This window comes from Streptomyces sp. NPDC015032 (genome assembly GCF_043080425.1).
Taxonomy (GTDB): domain Bacteria; phylum Actinomycetota; class Actinomycetes; order Streptomycetales; family Streptomycetaceae; genus Streptomyces.
Window position 1 is genome coordinate 154,264 of sequence record NZ_JBIBVN010000001.1, and the last position, 16,220, is coordinate 170,483.

Genomic DNA, 16,220 nt, shown 5'->3' on the forward strand with positions numbered 1-16,220 from the left:
AGTCCGCACAAGGGTTGTGGGGCACCGTACGCCCTACGACGACGGGCTCCGGACGCACACGGCGTCCGGAGCCCGTCGTACGGGTTCAGCGCGAGGCTCAGGCCTCGTTCTTCTCCTCGACGGCGTCGGCAACGGTCTCGGCGGAGCCGTCGGCGGCCTCGACCGTCTCGATGGCCTCCTCCGCCGCCTCTTCGTCGTCTTCCAGCTCGACGGGCTCACCGTTGGTGTCGACGACCTTGGCGGCCTCGACGACCACGGCCAGCGCCTTGCCGCGGGCGACCTCGCCGACGAGCATCGGCACCTGGCCGCCCTCGACGACGGCCTGGGCGAACTGGTCGGGGCTCATGCCGGAGGAAGCAGCGCGCCGCATGAGGTGCTCGGTGAGCTCCTCCTGGTTGACGTTCAGCTTCTCCTTGTTGACGATCTCGTCCAGGAGGAACTGGGTCTTGATGCCCTTGACCGCCTGCTCGGAGGTCTCGGCCTCGAACTCCTCGGCCGTCTTGCCCTGGATCTCCAGGTACTTGTCGAGGGTCAGACCCATCTGACCGAGCTGGTGGTGCTCCAGGTTGTGCTTGCGGGTCTGGACCTCGTCCGCGAGCAGCTTCTCCGGGATCGGGACCTCGGCGAGCTTGAGCAGCTCGTCCAGGACACGCTCCTGGGCCTGGGTGGCCTGGTCGTACTGCTTGGTGTTCTCCAGGCGCTTGCGGCTGTCCGCCTTCAGCTCGTCGAGGGTGTCGAACTCGCTCGCCATCTGGGCGAACTCGTCGTCCAGCTCGGGGAGCTCACGGGCGGCGACGGCGCTGACCTTGACGGTGACCTCGGCCTCCTTGCCCTCGGCCGAGCCGCCCTTCAGCTCGGAGGTGAAGGTGGCCTCGCCACCCGCCTCCAGGCCGGTGACCGCGGCGTCGATGCCGTCGAGGAGCTCGCCGGAACCGATGGTGTACGAGACACCCTCGGCCACGCCGTCCTCCAGGACCTCGCCGTCGACCTTGGCCTGCAGGTCGATCGTCACGACGTCGCCCTCGGCGGCGGCGCGCTCGACCGGGTTGGTGGAGGCGAAGCGCTCACGGAGCTGCTCCACGGCCTTCTCGACGTCCTCGTCGCTGACCTCGAGGGCGTCGACGGTGACCTCGATGCCGGAGTAGTCCGGAATCTCGATCTCGGGGCGTACGTCAACCTCGGCGGTGAAGGCCAGCAGTTCGCCGTCCTTCAGCTCGGTGATGTCCACCTCGGGCTGGCCGAGGACGTTGAGCTCACCCTCGTTGACAGCCTCGGTGTAGAACTTCGGGAGCGCGTCGTTGACGGCCTCCTCCAGCACCGCACCGCGGCCGAACCGCTGGTCGATGACCCGGGCGGGGATCTTGCCCTTGCGGAAGCCCTTCACCGTGACCTGCTGGTTGATCTTCTTGTACGCCGCGTCGAGGCTGTCCTTGAGCTCCTCGAAGGGCACCTCGACAGTGAGCCGAACCCGGGTCGGGTTCAGGGTCTCCACGGCGCTCTTCACGGTTCGGTCTCCTTGTGGCTGACTTCTTGGGGTTCTGCTCCGCCGCACGGTTGGCGGCTTCGCGGACCGAGCCCGGTACATCAGACACACGGGCACGCTTTTTGCATAGTAACGGCAAGGAGACGGACTCCCACAATGCGCTCCTGCCGATGGCCTGCGATCGCGCCGGTGGCCTGCGATCGTGCCGATGGTCGGGGTGGCCGGATTCGAACCGACGACCTTCCGCTCCCAAAGCGGACGCGCTACCAAGCTGCGCCACACCCCGTCGGTGCGACACGTAGGGTACATGCAGACCGGCAGTGCATCCGCCGCTTCACGCGGGCCGCACCGGAGTCGGCACCGGGCGACCGCAATCGAGTGTGCGGACAGCGCCTGTGACCCGCTACGATGCTTCTCGTTGCCGCCGGTCCCCGGACCTGCGGTGCGGTGCGGTGCTTGCGGGCGTAGCTCAATGGTAGAGCCCTAGTCTTCCAAACTAGCTACGCGGGTTCGATTCCCGTCGCCCGCTCCATGCGAAGGGCCCGGCCCGACGAATGATTCGTCGGGCCGGGCCCTTCGCGTTCTGTTCGCGTTCCGCCGGGCGCGCGCCGCCGGGCCTCCCGCACCGGGTGCGGGACGCCGACCGGACCGGGACCGGCTCAGAAGGAGATCTGGTTGACGGTCTCCGCTATGGAGTTCATGAACTTGTTGATCGACGGCGCCATGCCGGTCGATGCCAGGAAGAAGCCGAAGAGCACCGCGACGATCGCGGGTCCTGGCTTGATCGAGCCGCCTCGGATCAGGACCACCAGGACGATCGCCAACAGAAGCACCAGAGACAGTGAAATGGCCACAACTGATCACACCCTTGGTCGGTCCGCCTTGCCGGCCCGGAGGTGTGCGGCCGAGCACTCCTCCGTTCGGTCCATCGTGCCACCAACTTCTATGTGTTCGCTGCCAGGTGACGGATCGAAGTGACTGGATCGCGCCATCCTTGCGCCCCGCGCGCGCTCGGGGCGCACGGTCGCACGGGGGTGCTCACAGGGCTCACCGGCGCCCCCCACGCGCCCGTGAGCGAGCTGTAGGTGGGCTGTAGGTGAGCTGTAAATAGAACAATCACACCGACGTTCGACTGTGACGGTTTCCATATCCGCACACTTCATTCACATGCAATTCCAAGGAATCCGTGCGATGAAATTCACCCACCCCAACAGCCTGCCGATATGCCCCATTTAATGGGGATGAATCTGGGCATAGCGGGCAGTTTTCGCCGGTATCACTTTTGATTGGACGCGGACATCCAATAGCTGTGAGCGGTTTTACGAATTGCAATCGAGGCGTCTAGGGTGCCTTGGATGTTCCCCGCTCCGAACGTATTTCAGAGGGCCCCGCTCCCATCAGCGCCCGGGGAGTCGGAGCCCAGACACCAAGGGACGACGACCGCCACCGCGGCATCCCCCGTACCGGTGGCGAACAAGCCTCCGGCGGCCGCGCCGGCGAAGAAGCGTGACGCCTACTTCGACAACGTCAAATATCTGGCCATCGTGCTCGTCGCGGTGGCGCACGCCTGGGAACCGGTGATGGACGGCAGCCGGGCCACCCGCGCGCTGTACATGGTGGCGTACACCTTTCACATGCCGGCCTTCATCATCATCTCCGGTTATTTCTCCCGCTCCTTCGACCTGTCCGCCGCCAAGGTGAAACGTCTGATCACCGGCGTCGCCGTGCCCTACGTGGTGTTCGAGACGGCGTATTCGCTGTTCAAGCGGTACGCGGACAACTCGCCCGATCAACCGATCAGCCTGCTCGACCCCTGGTATCTCACCTGGTTCCTGGTCGCACTGTTCATCTGGCGGCTCACCACACCGCTGTGGCAGGCCCTGCGCCATCCACTGCCGGTGGCGCTCGTCATCGCCGTACTCGCCTCGTTCTCCCCGACGATCGGCGACGATCTCGATCTCCAGCGCGTTCTGCAGTTCCTGCCGTTCTTCGTGCTGGGGCTCCGGCTGAAACCCGAGCATTTCCAGCTGGTCCGCCGGCGGGAGGTGCGGATGTGCGCGCTGCCGCTGTTCGCCGGGGCCCTGGCGCTCGCGTACTGGGTGGCACCGCGGATACAGCTGGGCTGGTTCTACCGCAGCAACAGCGCGCAGGAGATGGGCGCCCCGTGGTGGTCCGGTGCCGTGATGACGCTGGTGCTGTTCGGCTGCGCGCTGCTGCTCACCATCGGGTTCCTGTCCTGGGTGCCGCGTCGGCCCATGTGGTTCACCGTGCTCGGCGCCGGGACGATCTGCGGCTATCTGCTGCACGGATTCCTGATCAAGGGCGCCGGGTACGCCGGGGTCTTCGACGCCTACGACTGGCTCTCGGCGCCCGCCGGGCTGGTCCTGGTCTCGCTCGTCGCGGCCGGTGCGGTGACGCTGATGTGTACCCCTCCGGTACGCAGAGTGCTGCGCGCGGTGACCGAGCCGGACATGGACTGGGCGTTCCGGCGGGACGCGGGCGGACGCTGATCCGGGCGGCTCAGCCCTTCGCCGCGTTGGCTTGAACCGATTGCTCGTCGGGCGATTCACCTGGGGTGAGTCCCAGCAGCCGCCGTACCTGTGCATACTTCTCGGCCAGTCGGGTACGGGTCGCCGGTTCCAGTGCGGCGAGGCGGGCCGGGTCGGCGTTGTGTGCCAGATCGGACTCCTTGATCAGCAGGGCGCCCGGGGTGTCGAGGATGCGCCGGGTGTACGGAACGAGGTCCTCGCCGTCACGTCGGGTGACGGCGAGGACCATGTCCTTGACCTGCTGCGGCAGCGCGGCGTCGGCCAGCCATCGCGCCGACAGCACGTCGTCCTCGACGGCGTCGTGCAGCCAGGCCGCGGCGATCTGCTCGTCGCTGCCGCCCCTGGCCCGTACGCCTTCGGCGACGGCGGCGAGGTGCTCGGTGTACGGGCGTCCCGCCTTGTCCCGTTGGCCGGCGTGGGCCTCGCGGGCGATCGCCGCTACTTCGGCCAGGGTCAGCTGTGCGCGTGGGGTGGGCATGGCCCGACTCTACGGACGGGCTGCCCGCCTGCGCAGGGCCGCGCGGGCCGGGACCGTTGCGGCCGCGAGGCCGAGCCCGATCGTGGCGGCGAGGAAGGACCCGTACAGCGCCGGTGGGATGTAAGGCGATTCGCCCGTGAGCCCCTTCATCATCGGGACCAGGGTGGCCAGTGCGATGGCAGTGCCGAGCGCGGCCCCGGTGACCGTGACGAGCAGCGCCTCCCAGCGGATCATGCCCATGACCTGGCGGTGGGTGGAGCCGATGAGGCGGAGCATGGTCAGCTCACGGCGGCGGTCGAGGACGGTCATCACCAGGGTGTTGACGGCGGCGACGGCGGCGAATCCGCCGAGGACCGCGGCCATGACGGTGTTGGCCCAGGCGTTGAGTTCACGGATCCGGTCCTGTGCGGCGGCGTAGCCGGACCGATCGGCGACGGTGCCGAGCGCGGTGAGCTTCTGTGCGGCGGCCGGGGTGGCCCGTACCAGCAGGTCGGAGGCGTACGGGGAGGTGACATGGGCCTTCAGGTCGGCGGCGGGCAGCGTGACGAGGCTGGTGCCCAGGCCGCGGCCGTAGACGGCGACGATCTTCGGTGACGCCTTGGTGCCGTCCGGGAGGCTCAGGGCCAGCCGGTCGCCAATCCCGGTCTTCGTGGAGCCGGCGAGGGTGGTGTCGATGGCGACGGTGCCGGGCCGCAGGCCGGTGAGCGATCCGGTCCGGACGTCGAGGTCCTGGACCTTGGCGAGGTCGCCGCCGGAACCGATGACCCCCTGGGCGGAGGCGCTCTGGAGCATTCGGTCCCCGCCCGATCCGGTGGGCACCAGGACGGAGCCGCGGAGCAGCCCGACGGCGGTCGTGACACCGGGTGTGGCGGCGGCCCGTTCGGTGGCGTCGGAGGCGAGTCCGCCCGGGGCGGAGACGATGTGGTCGGCGGTGATGGCGTCACGCTGCTGGTGTGCGATCGCCCGTTCCTGGCTGGTCTGCATGAAGACGAGCGTGGAGGAGAAGGCCATGGCGAGCACGATCGGCGTGATCGCGGAGGCCAGCCGGCGGGAGTTCGTACGGGAGTTGGCGGCGGCGAGTGAACCGGACGCGCCCGCCATACTCAGCGGGAGGCCGATGACGGCGGCGCAGATCCGGGCGAGCAGCGGGCCGAGCAGGCCGACCGCGAGCATGAAGAACATGACGACGCCGAGCGCGGCGTTCGCCGCGTTCTCGCCGCTCGTGGACGCGGCGACGCCCGCGAAGCTCATGCCGCCGACGAGGGCGGCGAGGCCGAGCGGGGTGCGGATCCAGCCGAACGGGGGGCGTTCCACCGCGGACTGCGCGAGAGCCAGCCCCGGCTCGATCTTCGACGGCTGGCGGGCGGCGAAGTATCCGGCGCTCAGCGCGGTGAGCATCGTGGCAACCGCGGCGGCGGTGAGCGGCAGCCAGGACACCCGCAGAGCGAGGGATTCGGGGATGGCCCCCCTGTCCTGGAGCTGCCCGAACCACCAGTGGGCCAGTGCTGTTCCGGGCAGGCAGCCGAGCACTCCGGCGAGCGGTGCGACGAGCAGGGACTCGGTGGCGATGGTGCGGCGCAGCTGGCGCGGGGTGGCGCCGATGGCGCGCAGCAGGGCGAACTCGCGGCTGCGCTGGCCGACGGAGAGGGCGACCGTGCCGGCGGCGGTGAAGACGGCGACCATGGTGGCGACGCCGCCGAAGGAGCCGCCGAGGCCGACGAGGACTGCCTTGGCGTCCGCGAGTGCCGGGTCCTCGACGGAGCCCCGGTCGTCACCGGTGTGGACCTCGGCACCGGCGGTGTGGCCGACGGCCTCGCGTACCTGGTGGGCGAGGGTGCCGGTGGGGACGGAACGGTCGGCGAGCACGGCGATGGCGTCGACCTGGCCGGGATGGCCGGAGAGCTGTACGGCCTGCCGGTCGGCGAACCAGACGGTGGCGTCGGCGGCGGTGGTGCCCGCGACGCGGAACTCCCGTACGCCCGCCGGGGTGTCGAGGGTGATCTTCTGGCCGGTCCGGGCGCCGGTGCCGGTGGGGACGACGGCTTCGCCGGGCCGGGGTGCGTCGCCGGTGACCAGCCGTGTGCCGGTGAGGGCGGTGGAGCTCCAGCCGTGCGCGGTGAGGCGGGTGCCGTCCTGCTGGACGGGGTAGCCGACGTCCCCGATCGCGGCTGCCGCGCCGGGGGCCGAGGCGGCCTTGGCCACCAGGGATTCGGGGAGCCGCGCGGTGTCCGGCAGCGGTTGGGCCATGTCGGACGCGCCCTCGCCGGTGCCGATCGTGACATGGGCCTGCTGGTCGGCGGCGACGACCACGGGCGCCTTGGCGTAGCGTTCCGCCGGTACGGAGGCGCGCACTCCGGTCTCCAGCAGGATGCCGCAGGCGGAGACGATCGCCGCGGCCAGCAGGAGCGCGACGAAGGTCCCGGCGAACGACGCGGGTTTGAAGCGGACGGCCGCGCGGGCGAGGCCGTTGGGGACGTGCGGGGTGAACATCAGGCTGCTGCTCCTGCGTGGGCGGAAGCGCGGCCGGAGGCGCGGGCGGTCAGCGCGGTCATCCGGGCGGCGATCTGTGCGGCCCCGGCGCGCGGCAGGCTGTCCGCGATCGCGCCGTCGGCGAGGAAGAGCACCCGGTCCGCGTAGGCGGCGGCCGCCGGGTCGTGGGTGACCATGACGACGGTGGCGCCGAGGCCGTCCACGGCGTGCCGGAGCAGGGTGAGGATCTCCGCGGCGGTGGTGGTGTCGAGGGCGCCGGTCGGTTCGTCGGCGAAGACCACGTCGGGCCGGGTGACCAGGGCGCGGGCGACGGCGACGCGCTGCTGCTGGCCGCCGGAGAGCTGGCCGGGGCGGCGGTCGCCCTTGTCGCCGAGGCCGACCCGGTTGAGCATCTCGGCGGCGTCGCGGCGGCCGCGGGCCGAGCCGGGGCGCTGTCCGGCCAGGCGCATGGGCAGGATGACGTTCTGCTCGACCGTGAGGGACGGGAGCAGGTTGAAGGCCTGGAAGACGAAGCCGAGGCGGGTGCGGCGCAGCTCGGTGAGCCGGTTCTCGCTCATGCCGGTGATCTCGGTGCCGCCGAGGCGTACGGAGCCCTCGGTGGGCCGGTCGAGTCCGGCCGCGCACTGCAGGAAGGTCGACTTTCCGGAGCCCGAGGGGCCCATGACCGCGGTGAAACTGGCGCGCGGAAGGGCGAGGTCGATGCCCCGCAGAGCGTGGACGGCGGAGCTGCCGCGGCCGTACTGCCTGCGGACGCCGCGCAGTTCGACGGCGAGGTCCGGCTGGCCGGTCCCCTGGTGGACGCCCGCCGTGTACTGCCTGTCCTGCGCGCCCTGTTTGGTGCGTCGCAGCCCCATGGTGTCCGCCTTCCGTTGTTCGCCGGCAGGTTCTCCGGCCGGTGTCCCGAACGTACGGATCACGGGCGGGTCCGGACCATGGCGGCTGCTGGCGGATCGGGGGTGGGGAATTCCCCAGGGTGACGCGAGGGCGGGCGGAACTCCGGGGTGCTGCCGGGGTGCTGCCGGGGCGGGCGGATCCGGGGTGCTGCCGCGAGTCACACTTGCAACGTCAATCATTCGGTAAACTAATTACTGACGATTTCTTGACGCATTCTTGACCGACTGAAGGATCAGGCCCATCGGACACACGGACACGCTCATCGCCATGGGCGGCGCCTTTCTCGCCGCCGCCGTACTCGCCCGCGTCGGCAGCCGCATCGGACTGCCGACCATCCCCCTGTTCATCCTGGCCGGAATCCTGCTCGGCCCGCACACGCCCGGCATCGTGCTCGTGGCCGACCCGCACGACCTGGAGATGCTCTCCGCGCTCGGCCTGGTGCTGCTGCTCTTCTACCTCGGCCTCGAATTCCATCTCGACGACCTCAAGGCCGGCGGCCGCAAGATGGCCCTCGCCGGCGGCACCTATCTCGCCCTGAACGTCGGTGCCGGGCTCGGTTTCGGCTTCGCGCTGGGCTGGGGCACGTCCGAAGCGCTGGTGCTCGCCGGTGTGCTGGGCATCTCGTCGTCGGCCATCGTCACCAAGGTCCTGGTCGACCTGGGCCGGATCGGCAATCCGGAGACCAGGCCGATCCTCGGCATCATCGTCGTCGAGGATGTGTTCCTCGCCCTCTACCTGGCCGCCCTCCAGCCGATCCTGTCGGGCGCCGAGAGCCTCTCCGCCGCGGCGGTCGACGGCGGAAAGGCTTTCGCGTTCCTGCTGCTGCTCGCCGTGATCGCCCGGTTCGGGACCAGGGCCATCGGCAAGCTGATCCACACCCGTGACGACGAACTCCTCGTCATCTCCTTCCTCGGCGCCGCGGTCCTCGTGGCGGGGGTCTCGGAGTGGTTCGGGGTCGCGGACGCCATTGGTGCCTTCATGGTCGGTCTGATGCTCGGCAGCACGACCTCCGGCGAACGCATCCGCAAGCTGGTCCACCCGCTGCGGGACGCCTTCGGGGCGATCTTCTTCTTCGCCTTCGGCCTCTCCATCGACCCGGGCGATCTGCCGACCGTGCTGTGGCCGGTGCTGGCCGCCGTCGCGGTGACCCTCGCGATGAACGTCCTCGCCGGGCTCGCCGCCGCCAAGGTGTACGCGTTCGGCCCGCGGGCCACGGCGAACATCTCCACCACGCTGGTGGCTCGCGGCGAGTTCGCCCTGATCCTCGCCACGATGGCGGCGGCCGCGGGGCTGGACGAACGCCTCTCCCCGTTCATCGCGGGCTACGTACTCGTCCTCGCGGTCCTCGCACCGCTGGCCGCCGGGAGATCCCACTGGCTGGCCCGCATCCTGCCCGGCGGGCAGGGCCGGGACGACGACCGTGACCGCAGCAGCGACGGCGACAGCAGCCGCGGCGCCGGGCAGGTCCCGGTCCCGGCCTGAACCGTCGGCCGGTACGCCGGGTACGAGGACGGAGCGGCGCGTGAGCCCTCGTACCCGGCCTGCCGGGGTCGCCCACGATCCGGTGATGGACCACCTTTTGTTGACGTGCGCCCGGTTCGAGCCGTTTGCGTACGGTTCAGGATGTACGGGACAACAGCAGCAGCGCCCGGTCGTCGTTGACGTCCTTGGCACACGCCTCGATCAGATGCCAGGCCGCACCCTCGAAACCGGTGGCGACGTAACGGTCGGCCTCCCCGGTCAGCCGGTCGATGCCCTCCGCGATATCCCGGTCGGACGCCTCCACCAGGCCGTCCGTGAACAGCATCAGCACGTCGCCGGGGGCCAGCGAGCCCTTCACCGCGTCGAACTGCGCCCCGTCGTACACCCCGAGCAGCGGGCCCTCCGCGGCCTTCTCCTCCCACTGGCCACTGCCCGAGTGAAGCTGCAGGGCCGGCGGGTGACCCGCCGAGAGGAGTTCGTAGTCCCCCGATTCGAGGTCCAGGACCAGATGGATCGAGGTGGCGAAACCCTCGTCCCAGTCCTGACGCAGCAGATAGCCGTTGGCCGCCGGGAGGAAGCCGTGCGGGGGCAGCGAGCCGAGGAGGCCCCCGAAGGCACCGGACAGCAGCAGGGCGCGGGAGCCCGCGTCCATGCCCTTGCCCGAGACATCGGTGAGCACGGCCTCCAGGGTCCGCCCGCCGTTGGTACGGGCCGCGACAACGAAGTCGCCCGAGAAGGACTGCCCGCCCGCCGGGCGCAGCGCCATCTCGCGGTGCCAGCCCTGCGGCAGCCGCGGCAGGGCGCTCTGCACCCTGATGCGTTCGCGCAGGTCGAAGAGCATGGTGCCGCCGCGCCGCCACGGCACACCGACCCTGGCCCGGAACTGGGCGAGGATCAGCCCGAAGAAGCCGCAGGCCGCGACCACCAGGACGATGCCGGGCGTCACCCGGGCCGGGCCGTCCTGGTACGGGCCGAGTCCGAGCGACTCCACGATCAGGGCGGTGGCGGCGGTCGCGTACAGCCCCAGCAGGCTCGCGGGCCGCAGCAGCAGGCCGCCCGCGACGATCGGCAGGACGAGCGCGGCCGGTGAGCACCACACGGGGTTGACCAGGGTGGCGCAGGTGATGGCCGGAATGGTGAGCAGCAGACCGGCCAGCGCGATCCAGTCCGATCCGTCGCCGCGGAAGTAGTCGACACCGGATTTGCGCAGCGCGACGCGTGCCCGGTGCGCCGATTTCCGCAATCGGGCCGGGTACGAGTCTGCTCCTGCGCGTCGGGCCATTGCGGGGACCTTATCCACCCGACGGCCTCCGGTGCAGGGGGACCCCGTGACAATGCGTTCGAAATCGGGTCGCCCGGCCGTCGCGCCCCTGATAGGGATGGCTCATGACTACAGAGCTTCGCGTGTTGCAACCGTCCGAATGGAACGAATGGTTCGAGTGTCTGGAGCTGGCGTTCGGCGGGGACGGGGAGACTCCCGAGGAGCGCGAGCTGTGGGAGCAGCTGACCGAGCCCGAGCGGTCGCTCGGCATCTGGGACGGTGACGACGTGGTCGGCACTGCGGGGGCGTTCAGCTTCCGGGTCGCGGTGCCGGGCGGGGCGCTGGTGCCCGCCGCGGGGATCACGATGGTGAGCGTCGCCGCCACGCACCGCCGTCGCGGGCTGCTGACCTCGATGATGCGCCGGCAGCTGGACGACATCCGGGCGCTGGGCGAGCCGATCGCCGTACTGACGGCCTCGGAGCCGGTGATCTACGGCCGGTTCGGGTACGGCGCCGCCTCGAAGCAGATGTCGCTGACGATCGAGAAGGACCGGATCCGGCTGGACGTGCCGCCGGGCACGGACGAGGTACGGCTGCGCCACGCGAAGCCGGACGAGGCGATGGCGGCGTGCGAGGCCGTGTACGACCGGCTGGTGGCCGGCCGGCCCGGCACACCGGCCCACGGACCGGGCTGGGAGCGCAAGCCCATGGTCGACCCGGTGAGTGAACGGCAGGGCTCCTCGGCGCAGCAGTGCGTGCTGGCGGAGCTGAACGGGCAGATCGTCGGCTATGTGACGTATCACATCAAGCCCGAGTGGGAGCCGTCCGGCCCCAAGGGCAAGGTGAAGGTGAACGATCTGGCCGCGCTCGACCCGGCGGCGTACGCGGCGCTGTGGCGGTTCGTCTTCGAGATCGATCTGACCTCGACGGTCGAGGCGCGCAACCGGCCGGTCGACGACGCGGTGCTGCACCTGGTGTCGGACGTACGGCGGTGCAACATACGGATCCGGGACTGCCTGCACGTGCGGCTGGTGGAGCTGGGGGCGGCGCTGGAGGCGCGGACGTACCAGACGCCGGTGGACGTGGTGTTCGACGTCGAGGACGCGTTCTGCCCCTGGAACACGGGGCGTTGGCGGCTCACGGCCGACGCGAAGGGCGCCGCGAACTGCCGGCGGACCGAGGACGCGGCCGATCTGGCGCTCTCGGTAAGGGAGTTGGGCGCGGCGTATCTGGGCGGCGAGTCCCTGAGCTCGCTGGGTCTGGCCGGGCGGGTACGGGAGTTGCGTGCGGGCGCGCTGGCGGAGGCGTCGGCGGCGTTCCTGTCGGACACGGCGCCGTGGCTGCCCCGGGGGTTCTAGAGGCCTTCTAGGCCTTCTGGCACCCCGGGCACCAGAAGAGGTTGCGGGCGGCGAGATCGGCGGTGCGGATCTCGCCGCCACAGATGTGGCAGGCCTGCCGGGCCCTGCGGTACACGTACACCTCGCCGCCGTGGTCGTCGACCCGCGGCGGGCGCCCCATCGCCTCCGGCAGGTGCTCGGGCCGGACCGTGTCGATCCGGTTGTTCCGCACGCCCTCCCGCATCAGCACGATCAGATCGGCCCAGATCGCGTCCCACTCCGCACGCGTGAGGTCCTTGCCGAGGCGGTACGGGTCGATCCCGTGCCGGAACAGCACCTCCGCGCGGTAGACGTTGCCGACCCCCGCGACGACCTTCTGGTCCATCAGCAGGGCCGCGACGGTGATACGGCTGCGGGAGATCCGCCGCCACGCCCGCTCGCCGTCCTCGTCGGTCCGCAGCGGGTCCGGGCCGAGGCGGTCGTGTATCGCGCGCTTCTCGGGGCCGGTGATCAGCGCGCACGTGGTGGGGCCGCGCAGGTCCGCGTGGTGGTCCTCGTTCACCAGGCGCAGCCGGACCGTGTCGGTGGGCGGCGGGGCCGGGGCCGTACCGAAGCCCAGCTTGCCGAAGAGGCCCAGGTGGATGTGGACCCAGCCGGCGCCCTCGAAACCGAGGAAGAGGTGTTTGCCGTGGGCGTCGACGCCGGTGAACGTCCGGCCGTCGAGCAGCGCGGCACTGTCGGAGAACTTGCCCTGCGGACTGCTCACCCGCGCCGGCCGCCCGGCGAACCTGTCCCGGTGGTCCGCCGCGAGGCGGTGGATCGTGTGTCCCTCGGGCACGGCGGCGGCTCTCCTCGATGACGTGACGGCGTGACGTGACGGCGTGGGGAAACGGCTGTGCCGCCGGGCGCACCGGCGGCACAGGGGCAAAGGGCGGTCAGCCCTGCTGCGGGTGGTGGGCCGGGATCGGGGGGAGTTCGCCGGTCGTCTCGTACGCCGTCAGCATCTCGATCCGGCGGGTGTGACGCTCCTCACCCGAGTACGGGGTGGCGAGGAAGATCTCGACGAACTTGGTGGACTCCTCCACCGGGTGCATCCGGCCGCCGATGGCGACCACGTTGGCGTTGTTGTGCTCGCGGCCCAGGGCGGCGGTCTGCTCGCTCCAGGCGAGTGCCGCGCGCACCCCCTTGACCTTGTTGGCGGCGATCTGCTCGCCGTTGCCGGAGCCGCCGATCACGATGCCGAGGCTGTCCGGGTCCGCGGCCGTCTTCTCGGCGGCACGCAGGCAGAACGGCGGGTAGTCGTCCTGGGCGTCGTAGATGTGGGGACCACAGTCGACGGCCTCGTGGCCCTGGGCCGTGAGCCACTCGACGAGGTGGTTCTTGAGTTCATAGCCGGCATGGTCCGAGCCGAGGTACACGCGCATGTTCCGAGTGTGGCACGAGCGTCGCCGGGTAGCCGTCATCGGGGTCGGGACCCTCCGGCCGGTCCGGGCCGGCCGGATCGGGACCGTGTGTGGACACCATGTGCAGAACATGTGTGGCCGACATCACTCGGGCAACGATCCGGTCAACGATCCGGAAGAAGGGGTTCCGTTTTTGCTGTTCGGCGAGCTTCAATGCATCACTCGCTGTCGCACCCCACTGCGGCGGCCGGGCACGCATCGCGTGACCCGAGGAATGTAAGGATTCGATCCATGACGTCGCAGACGACTCTGACCGGGCCGGGCCAACAGTCCGGCGAGCCGGACCGGTCCAACGGGCCGGATGCACCGGGCTCCTCCGACGGTCTCCAGGCGGGTCTCAAGAACCGCCACCTCTCGATGATCGCCATCGGCGGCGTGATCGGGGCGGGCCTCTTCGTGGGCTCCGGCGCCGGCATAGCCGCCGCCGGACCGGCCATCCTCCTGTCGTACGCCCTCGTCGGCCTGATGGTCGTCTTCGTGATGCGGATGCTCGGCGAGATGTCCGCCGCCCGCCCCAGCTCGGGCTCCTTCTCCGCCTACGCCGACCAGGCGCTGGGCCGCTGGGCCGGTTTCTCGATCGGCTGGCTGTACTGGTTCTTCTGGGTCGTGGTGCTCGCCGTCGAGGCCACCGCGGGTGCCAAGATCCTGGAGGGCTGGGTGCCGGGCGTCCCGCAGTGGGCGTGGGCGCTGATCGTGATGGTGGTGCTCACCGCGACGAACCTGGTCTCGGTCGGGTCGTACGGCGAGTTCGAGTTCTGGTTCGCCGGGATCAAGGTCGTGGCGATCGGTGCGTTCGTGGTCGTCGGGCTGCTCGCCGTCTTCGGGCTGCTGCCCGGCTCGGACAACCCCGGCGCGGGACTCGCGCACCTCACCGACACCGGCGGGTTCTTCCCCAAGGGGCCCGGCGCGATCCTCACCGGTGTGCTGATGGTCGTCTTCTCCTTCATGGGCAGCGAGATCGTCACGCTGGCGGCCGGCGAGTCCGAGAACCCGCAGCGCGCCGTCCAGAAGGCCACCAACAGCGTGATCTGGCGGATCGCCGTCTTCTACCTGGGCTCGATCTTCATCGTGCTCACCCTGCTGCCGTGGAACGACAAGTCGATCGTGGAGGACGGCAGCTACGTCGCCGCCCTCAACTCCATCGGCATTCCGCACGCCGGAGAGGTGATGAACGTCATCGTCCTCACCGCCGTGCTGTCCTGCCTCAATTCCGGCCTCTACACCGCCTCGCGGATGGCCTTCTCGCTCGGCGGCCGCGGGGACGCGCCGAAGGCGTTCGCCCGGGTGAACAAGCGGGGCGTGCCGCAGGCAGCCATCCTGTCGTCCGTCGTGTTCGGCTTCGTCGCCGTGTTCTTCAACTACCAGTGGCCCGACACCGTCTTCCAGTTCCTGCTGAACTCGTCCGGCGCGGTCGCGCTGTTCGTCTGGCTGGTCATCTGCTTCACCCAGCTGCGGATGCGCGGCATGATCCTGCGCGAGTCGCCGGAGAAGCTGGTCGTACGGATGTGGCTCTTCCCGTATCTGACCTGGGCGACCATCGCGATGATCTCGTTCGTCCTGGTCTACATGCTGACCGACGACGGCGGACGCGAGCAGGTGCTGCTCTCGCTGCTCGTCGCGGCGGTCGTGGTCGCGATCTCGCTGGTGCGGGAGGTCCGGCAGCGGAAGGTCCGCGCCTAGGGACTTCCGTTCGGATCAGGCCGGATCACGCCGATACCTGACGGCAGGTGTCAGGTTTACCGGGGAGGCTCTCCGTCGCAACGCCACCGAGCGAGCGATCGGAGAGCCTCCTCATGACATCCGCCCCTGCCCGTGTCCCGGCCGGTTTCCAGACCGGCTTCGCCGTCCGCCCCGACCTCGTCGTCGAGGCCGCCCACGCCGACGACGTACGGACCGCCGTGGCCGACGCCGCCTCCCCGTCCGGGTCCACGGCACCGGTCACGGGCTGCCCGGGACCGTCGGTCCGGGCGCTGTACGCGGAGGTGACCGACCTGCTCGCCCCGCTCGCCCTGGGCCGCTCGCTGAACTTCTCCTTCGGCGGCGGCGACCGTACCGAGGGCTTCCACGACCCGCGGACACAACAGAGGCTCGCCGGTCTGGTGTCGCGTCACGACCCGGCGAGCCTCTTCGGAGGGAGCTACGGCTGAAAACGCCGCGGCTCGCGAATCACGGCGTCAGCCGCGACGGCCGATGAGCTTCCAGGCCGTGGGCAGCACGCCCATCGCCAGTGCCGCCTTCAGCGCGTCACCGAACAGGAACGGCACCAGGCCGGCCGCGATCGCGGCGCTCGCCGACATGCCGGTGGACAGCGCCAGGTACGGGACGCCGACCGCGTAGATGATCGCGGAGCCCAGCACCATGGTGCCCGCGGTGCGCAGCATGGAGCGGTCGCCGCCGCGGCGGGCGAGGCCGCCGACCACGGTGGCGGCGAGCAGCATGCCGAGGACGTAGCCGAACGAGGGGAAGCCCGCGCCGGAGGTGCCCTCGGAGAACCACGGCATGCCCGCCATGCCGACGAGCGCGTACACGGCGAGGGAGAGGAAGCCGCGGCGGGCGCCGAGCGCGGTGCCGACGAGGAGCGCGGCGAAGGTCTGACCGGTGACCGGGACCGGGGAGCCGGGCACTGGGACGGCGATCTGGGCGGCGATGCCGGTGAGCGCGGCTCCACCGAGGACCAGGGCCGTGTCGACGGCGTAACGGTGCCTGGCGGCGGGCAGCAGGTCGGCGAGGACCGCTCCGGTACGGGCAGGGGCGGCGGCAGCAGTGCTCATCGGGACTCCGCG

At 70.4% G+C, this 16,220-nt stretch carries 13 protein-coding genes, 2 tRNA genes and 1 pseudogene; 6 read left to right on the forward strand and 10 right to left on the reverse strand.

Features of this window, described 5'->3' with window-relative positions:
- Nucleotides 1–97: 97 nt before the first annotated feature.
- Nucleotides 98–1,504, reverse strand: a complete 1,407-nt coding sequence (tig, locus tag ACF08M_RS00665) for a trigger factor (RefSeq protein WP_392183060.1) — start codon at nucleotides 1,502–1,504, stop codon at nucleotides 98–100.
- 188 nt (nucleotides 1,505–1,692) lie between these two features.
- A tRNA-Pro gene (locus tag ACF08M_RS00670) sits at nucleotides 1,693–1,769 on the reverse strand.
- A 172-nt stretch (nucleotides 1,770–1,941) separates the two neighbouring features.
- Between ACF08M_RS00670 and ACF08M_RS00675 the strand changes: the two genes are divergently transcribed.
- A tRNA-Gly gene (locus ACF08M_RS00675) sits at nucleotides 1,942–2,015 on the forward strand.
- A 127-nt stretch (nucleotides 2,016–2,142) separates the two neighbouring features.
- On the opposite strand, the gene ACF08M_RS00680 is transcribed toward ACF08M_RS00675, so the two are convergent.
- Nucleotides 2,143–2,337, reverse strand: coding sequence for a hypothetical protein (locus tag ACF08M_RS00680; RefSeq protein ID WP_392183061.1), 195 nt, complete (start codon nucleotides 2,335–2,337; stop codon nucleotides 2,143–2,145).
- 501 nt (nucleotides 2,338–2,838) lie between these two features.
- Between ACF08M_RS00680 and ACF08M_RS00685 the strand changes: the two genes are divergently transcribed.
- Nucleotides 2,839–3,993: an acyltransferase family protein gene (locus ACF08M_RS00685; protein ID WP_392183062.1), complete on the forward strand. Its 1,155-nt coding sequence runs from the start codon at nucleotides 2,839–2,841 to the stop codon at nucleotides 3,991–3,993.
- A 10-nt stretch (nucleotides 3,994–4,003) separates the two neighbouring features.
- Here the strand turns inward: ACF08M_RS00685 and ACF08M_RS00690 are convergent, their stop codons facing one another.
- From ACF08M_RS00690 to ACF08M_RS00700, 3 genes are read right to left on the reverse strand one after another with little or no spacing between them, the layout of a single operon-like run.
- A complete protein-coding gene (locus tag ACF08M_RS00690; protein ID WP_392183063.1) occupies nucleotides 4,004–4,510 on the reverse strand; it encodes an HD domain-containing protein in 507 nt (168 codons plus the stop codon).
- Between the two features lie 9 nt (nucleotides 4,511–4,519).
- Nucleotides 4,520–7,000, reverse strand: a complete 2,481-nt coding sequence (locus ACF08M_RS00695) for an ABC transporter permease (RefSeq protein ID WP_392183064.1) — start codon at nucleotides 6,998–7,000, stop codon at nucleotides 4,520–4,522.
- On the reverse strand, nucleotides 7,000–7,854 hold the full coding sequence (locus ACF08M_RS00700) for an ABC transporter ATP-binding protein (RefSeq protein ID WP_392183065.1): 855 nt from the start codon (nucleotides 7,852–7,854) through the stop codon (nucleotides 7,000–7,002). The genes ACF08M_RS00695 and ACF08M_RS00700 overlap by 1 nt, the downstream gene beginning before the upstream one ends.
- A gap of 307 nt (nucleotides 7,855–8,161) precedes the next feature.
- On the opposite strand from ACF08M_RS00700, the gene ACF08M_RS00705 reads away from it, so the two are divergent.
- A complete protein-coding gene (locus ACF08M_RS00705; RefSeq protein ID WP_392183066.1) occupies nucleotides 8,162–9,376 on the forward strand; it encodes a cation:proton antiporter in 1,215 nt (404 codons plus the stop codon).
- Nucleotides 9,377–9,512: 136 nt separating this feature from the next.
- On the opposite strand, the gene ACF08M_RS00710 is transcribed toward ACF08M_RS00705, so the two are convergent.
- Nucleotides 9,513–10,658 carry a PP2C family protein-serine/threonine phosphatase gene (locus ACF08M_RS00710; RefSeq protein ID WP_392183067.1) on the reverse strand — a complete coding sequence of 382 codons (1,146 nt, stop codon included), beginning with the start codon at nucleotides 10,656–10,658 and terminating at the stop codon, nucleotides 9,513–9,515.
- A 104-nt stretch (nucleotides 10,659–10,762) separates the two neighbouring features.
- On the opposite strand from ACF08M_RS00710, the gene ACF08M_RS00715 reads away from it, so the two are divergent.
- Complete coding sequence (locus ACF08M_RS00715) at nucleotides 10,763–11,995, forward strand: GNAT family N-acetyltransferase (RefSeq protein ID WP_392183068.1); 1,233 nt, start codon at nucleotides 10,763–10,765, stop codon at nucleotides 11,993–11,995.
- A 7-nt stretch (nucleotides 11,996–12,002) separates the two neighbouring features.
- Here ACF08M_RS00715 and ACF08M_RS00720 read toward each other — a convergent pair whose 3' ends face one another.
- Together ACF08M_RS00720 and ACF08M_RS00725 are read right to left on the reverse strand one after the other, a co-directional pair.
- Nucleotides 12,003–12,812: an Fpg/Nei family DNA glycosylase gene (locus ACF08M_RS00720; protein WP_392183069.1), complete on the reverse strand. Its 810-nt coding sequence runs from the start codon at nucleotides 12,810–12,812 to the stop codon at nucleotides 12,003–12,005.
- A 97-nt stretch (nucleotides 12,813–12,909) separates the two neighbouring features.
- Nucleotides 12,910–13,398, reverse strand: a complete 489-nt coding sequence (locus tag ACF08M_RS00725) for a ribose-5-phosphate isomerase (RefSeq protein ID WP_392183070.1) — start codon at nucleotides 13,396–13,398, stop codon at nucleotides 12,910–12,912.
- 270 nt (nucleotides 13,399–13,668) lie between these two features.
- Between ACF08M_RS00725 and ACF08M_RS00730 the strand changes: the two genes are divergently transcribed.
- On the forward strand, nucleotides 13,669–15,117 hold the full coding sequence (locus tag ACF08M_RS00730) for an amino acid permease (RefSeq protein ID WP_392183071.1): 1,449 nt from the start codon (nucleotides 13,669–13,671) through the stop codon (nucleotides 15,115–15,117).
- Nucleotides 15,118–15,398: 281 nt separating this feature from the next.
- Nucleotides 15,399–15,584, forward strand: a pseudogene (locus ACF08M_RS00735) (FAD-binding protein); the annotation flags it as partial.
- Between the two features lie 27 nt (nucleotides 15,585–15,611).
- On the opposite strand, the gene ACF08M_RS00740 reads toward ACF08M_RS00735, so the two are convergent.
- Nucleotides 15,612–16,208 (reverse strand): biotin transporter BioY, encoded by a 597-nt coding sequence (locus ACF08M_RS00740; RefSeq protein ID WP_392183072.1) that lies wholly within the window; start codon nucleotides 16,206–16,208, stop codon nucleotides 15,612–15,614.
- Nucleotides 16,209–16,220: the final 12 nt, after the last annotated feature.